The sequence below is a fragment of the Streptomyces sp. SBT349 genome (assembly GCF_001083795.1).
Taxonomy (GTDB): Bacteria; Actinomycetota; Actinomycetes; order Streptomycetales; family Streptomycetaceae; genus Streptomyces.
The window spans coordinates 1-11,860 of record NZ_LAVK01000244.1 but is presented as its reverse complement, the minus strand read 5'-3'; the positions used below and the strand labels follow the sequence as shown (position 1 = coordinate 11,860).

At 71.0% G+C, this 11,860-nt stretch carries 11 protein-coding genes; 5 read left to right on the top strand and 6 right to left on the bottom strand.

Annotated elements, in window-relative coordinates:
- Window positions 1-121: 121 nt before the first annotated feature.
- Window positions 122-1,546, bottom strand: a complete 1,425-nt coding sequence (locus ADY01_RS25160) for a cation:proton antiporter (RefSeq protein ID WP_063784348.1) — start codon at window positions 1,544-1,546, stop codon at window positions 122-124.
- 156 nt (window positions 1,547-1,702) lie between these two features.
- Here ADY01_RS25160 and ADY01_RS25155 point away from each other — a divergent pair, with 156 nt between their 5' ends.
- Window positions 1,703-2,422 carry a Clp protease N-terminal domain-containing protein gene (locus ADY01_RS25155; protein ID WP_049578075.1) on the top strand — a complete coding sequence of 240 codons (720 nt, stop codon included), beginning with the start codon at window positions 1,703-1,705 and terminating at the stop codon, window positions 2,420-2,422.
- 82 nt (window positions 2,423-2,504) lie between these two features.
- Here the strand turns inward: ADY01_RS25155 and ADY01_RS25150 are convergent, their stop codons facing one another.
- Together ADY01_RS25150 and ADY01_RS25145 are read right to left on the bottom strand one after the other, a co-directional pair.
- Window positions 2,505-3,896 (bottom strand): acetamidase/formamidase family protein, encoded by a 1,392-nt coding sequence (locus tag ADY01_RS25150; protein WP_049578073.1) that lies wholly within the window; start codon window positions 3,894-3,896, stop codon window positions 2,505-2,507.
- Window positions 3,897-4,160: 264 nt separating this feature from the next.
- Window positions 4,161-6,422, bottom strand: coding sequence for a glycosyl hydrolase (locus ADY01_RS25145; protein WP_049578072.1), 2,262 nt, complete (start codon window positions 6,420-6,422; stop codon window positions 4,161-4,163).
- Between the two features lie 192 nt (window positions 6,423-6,614).
- Between ADY01_RS25145 and ADY01_RS25140 the strand changes: the two genes are divergently transcribed.
- Window positions 6,615-6,941, top strand: coding sequence for a hypothetical protein (locus ADY01_RS25140; RefSeq protein WP_049578070.1), 327 nt, complete (start codon window positions 6,615-6,617; stop codon window positions 6,939-6,941).
- A 30-nt stretch (window positions 6,942-6,971) separates the two neighbouring features.
- On the opposite strand, the gene ADY01_RS25135 is transcribed toward ADY01_RS25140, so the two are convergent.
- The 3 genes from ADY01_RS25135 to ADY01_RS25125 form a co-directional block, all read right to left on the bottom strand.
- The gene (locus ADY01_RS25135; protein WP_049578068.1) at window positions 6,972-8,141 is read right to left on the bottom strand and encodes a hypothetical protein; all 1,170 of its coding nucleotides are present in this window, start codon (window positions 8,139-8,141) and stop codon (window positions 6,972-6,974) included.
- Window positions 8,142-8,217: 76 nt separating this feature from the next.
- Window positions 8,218-8,478 carry a hypothetical protein gene (locus tag ADY01_RS25130; protein ID WP_049578066.1) on the bottom strand — a complete coding sequence of 87 codons (261 nt, stop codon included), beginning with the start codon at window positions 8,476-8,478 and terminating at the stop codon, window positions 8,218-8,220.
- Between the two features lie 20 nt (window positions 8,479-8,498).
- A complete protein-coding gene (locus tag ADY01_RS25125) occupies window positions 8,499-8,759 on the bottom strand; it encodes a hypothetical protein (protein ID WP_049578064.1) in 261 nt (86 codons plus the stop codon).
- Between the two features lie 503 nt (window positions 8,760-9,262).
- Here ADY01_RS25125 and ADY01_RS25120 point away from each other — a divergent pair.
- From ADY01_RS25120 to ADY01_RS25110, 3 genes are all read left to right on the top strand, one after another.
- Window positions 9,263-10,561 (top strand): helix-turn-helix transcriptional regulator, encoded by a 1,299-nt coding sequence (locus ADY01_RS25120; RefSeq protein ID WP_049578058.1) that lies wholly within the window; start codon window positions 9,263-9,265, stop codon window positions 10,559-10,561.
- Window positions 10,562-10,579: 18 nt separating this feature from the next.
- Window positions 10,580-10,954: a hypothetical protein gene (locus ADY01_RS25115; RefSeq protein ID WP_049578056.1), complete on the top strand. Its 375-nt coding sequence runs from the start codon at window positions 10,580-10,582 to the stop codon at window positions 10,952-10,954.
- An 85-nt stretch (window positions 10,955-11,039) separates the two neighbouring features.
- Window positions 11,040-11,813 (top strand): GNAT family N-acetyltransferase, encoded by a 774-nt coding sequence (locus tag ADY01_RS25110; RefSeq protein WP_049578054.1) that lies wholly within the window; start codon window positions 11,040-11,042, stop codon window positions 11,811-11,813.
- Window positions 11,814-11,860 lie beyond the last annotated feature (47 nt).

The following is an 11,860-nucleotide window of genomic DNA, read 5'->3' as shown; positions in this document are numbered from 1 at the left end:
ATCGATCTCACGGACTTGTACTCGGTCTGCCACCCGCACAGCCTGATGGCCGCGCGCCGCCCAAGACAGAACCCCGACGGCGGGTCACATCACAAAAGGGCGAACGTTGCCTGATGCGGCACTAGCCGAAGTCGGAAGCGGACGGACCGGCCCCGGAGCCGGAGCCGGAGCCGGAGCGTGGTGCCAGGGGGGTGTGCCAGGCGACCGCGCGGCGTTCGCGAAGCTCCTCGTCCGCGGTGCGCTCCACCCGGTTCATGGCCACGCGAAGCAGGGGCGGCGCCATCACCGAGGTCAGCACCGCCACCAGCACCACCACGCTGAACATCTCCGTCGTCAGCAGCCCGAGACGCACGCCGGCCATGGCGATGACGACCTCGATCACGCCTCTGGCGTTCATGCCCGCGCCCAGCGCCAGCGCCTCCCAGCGCGTCATGCGCGCGCCCAGGGCGCCGACGAACGCGCCGATGAACTTGCCCCCGATCGCCGTGCCCGCGACGGCGAGCGCCCACAGCGCGATGACCGGGTCGGCCAGCGCGGTGAGGTCCATCCGCAGTCCGGCGGTGGCGAAGAAGAGGGGGGCCAGCACGACCAGGACGGTGGTGTTCAGCGGTTCGAGGCGCGGCGGCCCGACCTCGTCCGCCGACCTGCCGATGAGGATCCCGCAGAGGAACGCGCCGAAGACCGCCTCCAGACCGAGCGCGTGCGTCCCCGCCGAGGAGAGCATGACGAGGACGACGCACACCGCGATGGGCAGTCCCCGCACCTCGGAACGCGCCGCCGCCCGCAGCGCATGGCGCACCACCAGGCGCCCCACGGTTGCCACGCATAGCAGCACCAGGCCCAACTCGCCGAAGGTCAGCGCCAGTTCGCCGCCGTCCAGCCCGGTCGTCGCCATCGCCGCGACGATCGAGAGCAGCAGCCAGCCCACCGCGTCGTCCACCGTTCCCACCACCAGGGTCAGTTGGCCCACCGTGCGGTGCAGCAGCCCCATGTCCATCAGCGTGCGGGCGATCACCGGGATCGCGCTGACGGACATGGCCACCCCGACGAAGAGGGCGAAGACCAGGGGGTCGGCGTCCTCGGCCCGCATCACGCCCGGCAGCAGCAGCCCCAGTCCCACGCCCATGGCGAGCGGCACGAGGAGCCCGGCGGCGCTCACCCCCGCCGCCCTGGCGCCGTGCCGCCGGACCAGCGACAAGTCCAGGTGGACGCCGGTGAACCCGACCAGCAGCAGCACCCCCAACTGCCCGACCGCGTCCAGCAGATGCATCTGCGCGGCCTCCTGCGGGAACAGCCAGTCGGCGACCCCGGGGATGACCGTGGACAGCAGCGAGGGCCCCATCAGCACGCCGGCGCACAGCTCACCGACGATGGCGGGCATCCGCAGCCGCACGGCGAGGCGGCCGAGGAGCAGGGCCAGCAGGAGGAGCAGGCCGACCTGAAGGAGAAGGAGCAGCAGGGCGTGGTGCGGTATGGGGGCGACCGGCAGCGGCGCGGCGCTGATGGGCATGACGAACTCCTCGTCGGCGAAGCGGAGTTGGTCCACTTTTCTGTTGTTTGTGACCGAGCCTAGAAGAATTCCGGTGACGCCGGGTCGCAAAAACGTTACCCCTGGCCACGACGCCCGCCCGCCGTGGCCGCTGGCATATCCGACCGTCAACCACGGGTTGACGGGGGGCTGGCGTCAACCTAGGGTTGACGCATGACAGCACAGGTACGGCTCGACGACTTGATCGAGGCCATCAAGAAGGTGCACTCCGACGCGCTCGACCAGCTCCAGGACGCGGTGATCGCCGCGGACCACCTCGGGGAGGTGGCCGACCACCTCATCGGCCACTTCGTGGACCAGGCCCGCCGCTCCGGCGCCTCCTGGTCGGACATCGGCCGCGCGATGGGCGTCACGCGGCAGGCGGCGCAGAAGCGTTTCGTCGCCAAGGGCGCGGTCGCCGACATCGACCCGTCCGAGGGGTTCAGCCGTTTCACCCCCCGGGCCAAGAACACGCTGGTGGCCGCCCACGAGGAGGCCAAGACCGCGGGGAACGACCAGGTCGGCACCGCACACCTGGTGCTCGGCCTGCTCGGCGAGCCCGAGGGGCTGGCGGCCGTGCTCATCAAGGGCCAGGACGTCTCCCTCGACGCCGTCCGCGAGGCCGCGACGGCGGCGCTGCCCGAGGCGGCGGACGAGGTCCCCGCGCTCGTCCCGTACGACGCCGCGGCCAAGAAGGCGCTGGAGCTGACGTTCCGGCAGGCGCTGCGCATGGGGCACAACTACATCGGGACCGAGCACCTGCTGCTCGCGCTCCTGGAGTTCGAGGACGGCGACGGCGTGCTGACCGGCCTCGGCCTGGACAAGGACACCGTCGAGGCCAAGGTCGTCGAGGCCCTGGAGATCCTCACGGGCGGCAAGCGCGCGGAGGACTGACGGCCCGGGACCGGCGGGACCGGCGGGACCGGCGGGACCGGCGGGGACCGGCGGCGGCGAGCCGGGCCGGGGCCGACGCCGTTCAGTCGCGGAAGTGGCTCTTCGCGATGGTCGCGTGGACGCCCACCGTGCGGTCGACCACCTGCGAGACGTGGAAGTCCGCGGCGGCCGACAGGTACGCGTAGGCGACCGCGCGGTCCATGCCCTGGTCGTGCTCCAGGAAGTCCAGCGCGTTCACCACGGCCCGCCGCATCGCCACGTCCAGGTCGCCGACCTGCCCTCCCACGCCGCCGTCCGGGTCGGAGAGGCCGACGGGCAGCCAGGCGTCCTCCGTCTCGCCGAACGGGTAGCGGAACGCGACGGACGGCGCGTCGCCCGCGCCGGGCTTGCACACCGTCAGGCGGAAGGTGGCGCGCAGCGAGCCCTCCACGGCCGTGAGCGCCACCTCGCCGTCGGCCATGGCGAAGTGCGGGTCGCCGGTGTAGAAGAGGGCGCCCTCGGCGAAGACCGGCAGGTAGAGCGCCGAGCCCGCGCGCAGCAGGCTGATGTCGATGTTGCCGCCGCCGAGGTTGGGGGGTATCGAGTTGAGCTCGGGGGCGTTGAGCGCGCCGCCCTCGGTGTAGGCGACGCCCATGGTGCCCATGTGCGGGCCCAGGGGGAACGTCACCTCCCGCCGCCTGCCCAGCGGCAGCACCCCGTTCAGCTCCCCGCCCCTGCCGCGGCGCACGGGCGTGAACACCGAGACGTTGCCGTATGCCTCGGGGTCGCCGCCCGGCCTGCCGTCGGTGGCGACCGGCGGCATGACCTCCGCCGGTTCGATCCCGTCGGGCGCGGAGCCGTCGGGGCGCCGTGCCAGGGCGCCCTTGCCGTGGCGGCTGGAGATCACGCCGTAGGGCACGCGCGGCAGCAGCGACAGCGGCTCGACCTTCAGCACGTCGCCGGGCTCCGCGCCGCGCACGGCGACGGGCCCGGTGATCACATGCGGTCCGTCGGCGTCGAAGTCGCGCTCCGTGCGGTCGTAATCGGTCGCGATGGCGACGGCGTCGTCCAGTACGTCGCGCCGGGAGACGCCGTGCGTGCCGAACCAGGCGACCGGGTCGCGGCCCTGGTCCTCCAGCAGTCCCTCGTGGGAGAGGGAGTCGACCGTCACCGTGTCCCCGGACCGGACGCTCAGCACCGGCTCGGCGTCCGGCGCGGGCAGGTAGCCCCAGCGGACCTGTTCGGGCAGGGAGGGCAGGTAGTGGTCTCCGTCGATGCGGCCCCGGCGCGGCTGGAGCACCTCGCGGGGGTGGTCCCGGCCGCCGGTCGCCGGCGTGCGCACGGGCGCGTGGGCCTGGGCGTGCGCCGTTCCGCCGCCGGCGAGGACGCCTGCGGCGCCCCCCGCGGCGGTCACGGCGGAGGCGGCCCGCAGGAACCCTCGCCGCCCCAGGCCGTCGATGAGCAGGTCGCGGGCGTGGCGGGGGTCGGTGTTCATGGTGTTTCTCCTGTTCCGCGGGGTGGCACGACCGCACCTGAACAGAACGGGCGGCCCTTCCGCCAGCCCGGCGGCGAGAACGTTTCACGCTCCTTACCGCCCGGAAACGTCCGCCCGTGTCCGGGCGCGCGCCGACACACGTTCGCAATAGATCGATGACGTCCCCGACCGCCGCGCCCGCGACCATGACGGACCGGACGGAACGGGTGCGCCCCGCGGCCGGGAGGTCCGGCCGCGGGGCGCTGTGGGGGGTGGTGGTGCGGCTCAACCCGTTGTGCTGGCAGAGGAGTTGGGCGGAACGGTGAGGTGCGTCCCGTCCGAGAACGTCACCGTCTGCTCACTCCCGCCGTAGTTGTGCGCGGCATAGGTGGTCGTCGTGCCGTCGGAGAACGCCGCCGCCGTCGGACTGTCCGCCGTCACCGAGGTGTCGGGCGCGCCGATCGCGTCGAGCGTGTGGATCCAGTGGTAGACGTGCGCCCAGGACTCACCGGCCTCCGGTGAGTACGTCCCGCCGCCGTCGCCCTCGTAGGCGGCCCGCGCCGCCGCGGGGTCGGCCAGCGCCTGGAACTCCCAGAGGATTTCCTTCCACTCGTCCGGCGGGCCGCCGTTCTCCTGTTCGAGCTCGGCGAGGTTCCGCGTGATGGCGTCCTTGTCCCTGGCCAGGTGGAGCGAACCGCCCGTCACCGGAAGGACGTTGATGCCGTGGATCTCCTCCGGGTTCCCGGTCCACCAGGTCGCGTGGGCGCCGCCGTTGCTCCACACCATGCCGACCGTGTTGTGCTGGTAGTCCGCCGGGAAGTTCTCCTCGTCGCCGTCGAACCAGTACTGCCGGATCGCCTCCGACTCGGTGGTGAGCAGGTAGACCCCGAGGTCCCGCAGCTCCGTGTCACCCGTCGCCGAGCCCCACATGATCAGGCCCGCGCTGAGGTTGACCGACTCGGACGACGACTCCTGGTTGTTGCCCGCGGCGAAGCCCTGGTGCCCGGCGGCCCAACTGTGCCCGGCGTAGACGTCGAAGCCGCGCAGGAACGGGTAACGGTCGTCGCCCCGCGCCGGGTTGGCGGCGTCCGCGACCAGCTCCTCGACCATCCCGCCCCACGCCGACTCCTCGGCCCAGGCCGGGTCGTACTGGGCGACCATCGCCGCGGCCAGCACGTAGTAGGAGTAGTGGAAGTGGTGGTCGTTCAGCTCCCGGTCGCTGCCGTAGGAGGCGGGGTAGCCGGTCAGCGTCCGCCAGGCCGCGTCATAGGCGAACCCGGTCTCGCCGCCCGCCGTGAACCACTCCTCCAGGCGGGACTTGATCGCCGTGAGCAGCGAGTCCCGCGCCTCGGTGGCGCCGATCTGGTCGGCGATCGGCACGAGCTGCGCGAGCCTGCCGAACGCCTTCCCGCTCCAATAGGTGTCGCCCACGCCGATGTTGGCGGAGTCCGCCACCTCGTTGACGAAGGCGGTGAGCTGCCCCTGGTCCACGCCGTCGCTCGCGGGGAGCGCGGGCAGGACGCCGGTGACGTCCTGCCTGGTGGTGAACGAGGCGGCGGCCCGCACCTTCATGGTGCCGCGGGCCGAGGCGTACTCGTAGGCGGTCAGCTCGTCCGAGGTGTGCTGCCACTGGTGCGGGTAGAGGGCCTGGATGGTGCCGGTCTCGGAACCCTCCCTGGCCTCGGTCGCCAGGGTGTACGTGGCCTCGACGGCACCGCCGGCCTCGTCGTAGTCCCAGGCGACGGTGGAGCCGGTGACGAAGCTGTAGGCGTACCGGGTGTACTCGGCGAGCGCGGCCCGGTCGGGTAGCACGGCCAGCGAGTAGTACTCCTGGCCGCCGAGGTCGGCGCTGATCTCCGATCCGGAGACCTGCCAGTCGCTGCCGCTGGGCGCGAACAGCGCGTAGTCGTGGCCTCCGACGCTGACGCCGAGGACGCTCCCCTCGTCGGCGAAGACCTCGGGGGCGCCGCTCGCGGTGACCTGCGCGTTGCCGCCGGTGGCCTCGGCGTACACATACGGGCTGCCGTGGCCGATGGTGGCGCGGAAGGTGTGGCCCGCGTCCTCCCAGTAGGGGCTGACGGTCCAGTCGGACCAGCCGTCGGCCTTGGTGTCGGGGGAGTTGAGCCCCGCGACGCCGAGCGTCAGGTCGGCCCGGTGCGGATACTCGAAGGACCCGCCGTTGACGGTGGCCTGCGACGGGTAGCCGACCTCCAGCCCCGAGGCCACGGCCTTGTAGCTGAGCGGGTGCCCGTACATGGGCTGGGAGTACGGGTTGTCGGCGTAGCGCTTGAAGACCAGCGAGGACCACCAGTCGTTGGTGGGGACCGGCTGGCCTGCCATGGCGTCGGTCACCTGCGGAGTGACCGGGTTGCCCTGCGAGTCCTCGGGGCCTGCCGTGCCGGGCGGCCTGGCGTCCGAGTAACTCCCGCTGCCGACCGGGATGTCGGCGGCGTTCGCCGATCCCGGGGCCAGCGTGAGCCCGGCTGCCACGGTGGCCGCCGCGGTCAGCGCCACGGCGATGCGTCTGGGGTGGGTGTGGGGGCGCATGTGCTGTTGTACCTCGCAACCGGTGGGGGGTAAGAGGAACGGCTGAGAGCGCTCTCATGCTGCGTTTGAACTTAGAGAGGCGGGGTTTTTGTGTCAATGCTTCTTACGCGAACCGGACCGGCCGGGTGTCCGATCGTTCAGAAGTCGCAGGCAGCGGCGGTCGGTTGACGCGGGCTCTGAGAGACTGGTCCGGTGGTCCACGATCTGTACAACGTGCGCGAGGTGCCGTCAAAGGGGCGTGCGGGGCGCGAGCCCACGCCGCTGACGGCCGAGGAGGAACGGCGGACGCGGGCGGTCCTCTTCACGGAGCTGGGGAACCGGATCGCCGACGACGGGTGGGCGACGTTCCCCGCCTACAGCCCCGAGGAGCGGCGGCGGCTGGTCGAGGTGGGCCGCATGCTGAGCGCGCACTGGGGCATCCCCGTGACGGTCGAGGCGCAGGACGTGTGCGCGATGCGCCTCTCGCTGGCCGGCCACGAGCTCCGGCCCGCCGGGGGACCCGGTCCCGGCGGCGCCTGAACGGCCCGCGGCGGACCGGGCGGCCGTGCGTCAGACGAGCGTTCCCTCGCCCTCGATGCGCACCACCCGGCCGCGGACGGCGGCGGTGGCGTCCTCGCCCGCGCCGCCGAGGTCGGTCCAGGCGACGAACGCGGTGGGGTCGGGCCGGTTCACGAGGGTGGCGGCGGCCACGTCGGTGCGGTGGCCGGGTGCCGAACCGCTCAGCCGGACCGGCTCGTTCAGGGAACCCAGGGTGGTGGAGACCGCCTTGGCCATGACCGTGTGACCCGTGCCGGAGGAGGCGTCCGTCTGCACCCAGGCGGTCAGGAAGCGGTTCTCCGTCAGCGGCGCGAGCGCCGGGTCCCCGCAGCTGATGGAGGGGCCGGAGCAGGCCGGGACGCCGACCTCCACGACGTCGCCGTCCTTGGAGAAGACATGGGTCTCCACGGCGCTGCGGGATCCGTCCGGGTGAAGGCTGGTGTGGGCGAGGACGAACTGCTCGGTCGCCAGCGCGGTGATCGCCTTCCCGCCGCCGGCGTATCCGGGGAGGTCCGGCGTGAGCTCGCCGGTGACGGGCGCGCCGTCGAAGGTCAGCACGCGCAGGGTGATGTCGCCTCCGGTGACCAGGTGCGGGTCGGTGCGCCAGCCGATCGCGAAATTCCCGTCGAGGCGTGCGCCGAACGGGCCGGTATGGAATCCCTCGGTGGTGCTGAGGAGGAGTTCCTCGCCCTCGGGCGATCCGGTGAATCCATAGCGCCGCGCGATAATGCGCCGGTCCGGCGCGGCACCGGCCCAGACGACGAGGAATCCCCCGCCGAGCGTGTGCATGAGGGCGGGGGAGACGTCCGGGTCGATATCGGCGGTGCTGAGGCGTATCACGCCGCCCAGCGGCCTGCCGTCGGTGCCGAAGCGCCGGGCGGCGACGTGCGGGCGCGGCCCCGGCAGGCTCGCGGGATGTTCGACCCAGGCGACGAACGCGCCGTTCACGGGGGTGGCGGCGACGGCGGGCCGCTCCCTGAGGGTGTTGGGCGCGGCCGGGTCCGGCTCGTTGACATCGAATTCACCGGAGGCCGGATTTCCGTTCGCCATATAGATGCGGCCCTTGATGGTCGCGCTGTCCGTGTCGCACCACACCACGAAATAGGACTCATTACCGAACGCGGTCACGGCCGGATCCTGCTGAATTCCGGTCCTCGTGGTGTTGATCACGAAGTCGTCCATGCCGCCGCCTCCTTCTCCGCCCACACCGCGAGTCGTCCATTCCACGGTAACGTCGAGCACGCGTTCCCGCGCGCCGTCACCACCCCGTCCGCATGCCCGCACCCCGCCACTGCTGACGCCGGAGGCGCGGTGAGACGCGCCGGGCGGCCCACAGGACGGTGGCGCGATGCAGAGTGAAGGTCTCACCGGTGGTGAAGTGGAGCCGTTTCCCACCGAGGGCGACGGCCGTCATGTCCCCAACGGTGTAGGGCCGCCCCCCGATCATGAGCTGATCGCCACGCCTGACTGTGTGGGCGTCGACCTCGACGGCCACCAGCACCTTGCCGTCGGAGCTCACCGCACCACCACCCCCGCCTCTCAAGCGGAGGGCTGCCGGGATGCGCAGAAGGAGGAGGGCCGCAGCTCCGGCGGCTCCGCCCGCAGGGCCGCGAGCCGGGTGGCGCGGTGGATGCTCAGCAGCTCGCCGCTCACGAACTTCAGCCGCACCGCGCCGCCATGGAGGCCGGTTGCGTGGAGCACGACGAAGTGCCGGTCGCCGATGGCCAGCACGTCCCCCACCCGCACGGTCGCGGCCGTCACCTCGACTCGCCGCGGGCCGAGGTCAGCTTTGGTGGCCATGGGGCGTCTCCTCCGTCTCCTGTCCCTCCTCGTCGGCCCCGACACACTTATGGGGGTCGCCGGTGATGACGAGTTCTCCGCACCCGGTGCATCGGCGTAGCCCCCGCACGGGCCGCATGAGGAACTCGGGGGTGCCTGGCGGCCACTGCCTTTCGTCAGGCATGGGGCCCTCCCACCAGGAGGTCCGCGTGGGCGCGGCTTAGGCTGCCTGCCGCCGGGCAGGGATGGCCCTTTGGCGTGCGATAAGGCATGGAGCTTGTTCCTTCCAGGATTGCGTGAAGGCCGAGGGGGCGAAATGGGTGCTCGGCGACAGCTCTTTGGGGCGCGTCGGCGGCGCTCATCCGCTCCTCTCGGTTCGTTCCTGTCTTCCGTTGTCGCATCCAGGGAACAGGCGCCGACCACGGCGGAACAGAGCAGAGATGATGCACTTCTGACGCATCGCCGATGCACCGACGTCTCAGTGGGTACGCTGGCCAGGGCACTAGTCACTCGGGAGGACGCACATGGCTGCGCGGCGACGAAGATTGGCCGTACGCCGGAAGACGTGCGGCTTCAGTCAGGAATCCTTGGCGGAACACCTTGGTGTCGACCGCACGTCCATCGGCCGGTGGGAGCGAGGCGAGGCAGATCCCCTCCCGCATGTGCGCCCCCGCTTGGCGAAGCTCCTCGAGGTCACCTCCACGGAATTGGATGAGCTTCTGTTCTCCGAGGTGGATGATGCGCCGACGCCAAGCTCGCCGGTGCTGGTACAGATGACGCGCAATCCCATTGAGCATGAAGACTACTATGCGGGTGACCTTGACGAGATGATGCGACGGGAATTTCTGCAACTGCTGAGCATAACGGGCGCGCTGATGTCGGTCCAGCACGCGGAAACAGCGGCCAATAACCAACTCATCGTGCATCCTCCGGCCGGCGACTTGGCGGGGCTCAGGAGCATGAACTCGCACCTCTGGCAGGTGTTCTCACTCTCTGACTCGAAGAGTTCCATGTTCCCGGTCGTCAGGGAGCAACTACGGTCGATTACCCTGGCCCTGCGGGAAACGAGTGGCCTGTCCGCGCGCCGAACACTCTTCTCGGCCGCTGGCGATCTTTTCCAACTCTCGGGCGAGATCTTCTTCGACAGCAACCGCTACACGGATGCCGCCCAGTGCTACACGCTCGCGGCGGGCGCCAGTAAGGAGGCCGAAGAATACGATCTCTGGGCGTGTGCCCTGACACGCCACGCGTTCATCGGCATGTGCGAGCGAGATTACGACAGTTCAGCCCATCTGCTCGAAGCTGCGCAGTCCATCGTGCGGCGTGGCGATAGCCAACTGTCCACGCGTCACTGGGTTTCCGCCGTCCAGGCTGAAGCATTCGCCGGCATGGGAGATTTCGAGGCGTGTGCACGGGCACTGGGTGAGGCGGAACAAGTCCACAGCCTGAAGGGCGAGATCCACAACGGTGGATGGCTGCGTTTTGACGGCTCGCGGCTGGCAGAAGAACGGGGCACCTGCTACGTGGCACTCGGGCGACCGGAACGCGCGGAAACGGCCTTGATAGAGGCTTTGAATCAACGGTTGTCCTCGCGTCGAAGGGGAAGCGTGCTAGTGGATCTCGCTGCCCTGGGGGCGCAAAGGCGCGATATCGACCAACTCCTGATGTATGCCCAAGCCGCGATGGCTCTCGCCCGGAAGACTCATTCCGGATACGTGGTCCGTAGGATTCGGGGGTTGAGGATGAACATCGCCCCTCTGCTGCCAGACATCCGTGTATCCGCCCTGCGCGAGGAAATCTCGAATTTCAGTGTCGTCGCATAGCAAAGGAGAAGAAGAGACGTGACACGTGAACCCGGCCGCATCTTTCGTGAGGCGTGGATCGCCGGCGTGAGGAAGCACTTCCCGGGAGAGCCGAAGCCCGGTTACGTGACCCCGTGGGAGGAAACCCCGGACTGGGAGCGGCAGGCTGCCGCCGCCGTGGAGGGGCAGGTCCGGGACTTCGTCGCGGTGAGCGACGGGAGGACCAGCTCGTTGTCCCGATCACAGAAGGGGCGCTTCGTCGCCCTCTGCTGGATCGCGCAGATCCACAAGCACATCGAGGCGCCGAAGCCCGGCTATGTCGCCGACTGGGACGACCTCCCGGAGTGGCAGCGCGAGACCGACGCGGACATCTTCGAGACGGTCGAACGGCGGGGGACCCCGCCACGGGCGTGAGCGGGACGTGCGGCTCCCATGCGCGACGGGCCCCGTCCGGCGCACCGCGGGCGGTTCCGTGGTCCGGCGAAATAGGCTGCTTCCCATGCCAGGCACCGAACTCAACCGTGTCCGCGCCTTCCTGTCCGCCTTCGCCCGCCGTCAGGCGCCGAGCGTCGTCGACGTGCCGGGCGGGTTCGCCGTGCGCGACGACGCGTTGCCGTACTCCCATGCGGACAACCAGGTCATCATCGACGGCGACGCCGAGCCCGAGGCGTTGCCCGGCATCGCGGACGAGGTGCTGGGCGGGCTGCCGCACCGCCTGATCACCGTGTTGCGCGACCAGGCCGGGGCCGGGTGCGCGCCGGCGCTGGTCCGCGCCGGATACACGCATTCCACCAGCCTGATCATGCTGCACACCGGCCCGCTGCCGGAGCTGGGCAGCCTCGCCACGGCGGCGGGGCCCGTCGAGCTCGACGCGTTCAGGGAACCCCTCACCCGGCGCTGGCGGAGCTTCCTTCCGCACGGTGCCGAGGAGGCAGTCCGCCAGCTCGTGGACCGCCGCCTCGCACGCCTCAGGGGCGCCGACACCGTGTACTTCATCGGGGCGCGCGCCGAGGACGGCGAGGTGGCGTCCTGGGCCGACCTCTACCTCGACGCGGTCGGCGGCACCGCGCAGTTCGAGGACTTCCTCACCTCCGAGGCCCACCTGAGGAAGGGCTATGGCCGCGCCGTCATGGCCGCCGCCCTGCACCGCGCCGCCGACGCCGGCTGCGGCACGCGCTTCCTGCTCGCCGACGAGTCCGACTGGCCGCGCCACTGGTACCAGCGCCTCGGCTTCGAACCCCTCGGCCGCGTCCACTCCTTCGAACGCGGCTGACCCGGGCGCACCACCGGAGTCACGCGCCCCCGCCCGCCCCCGGCCAC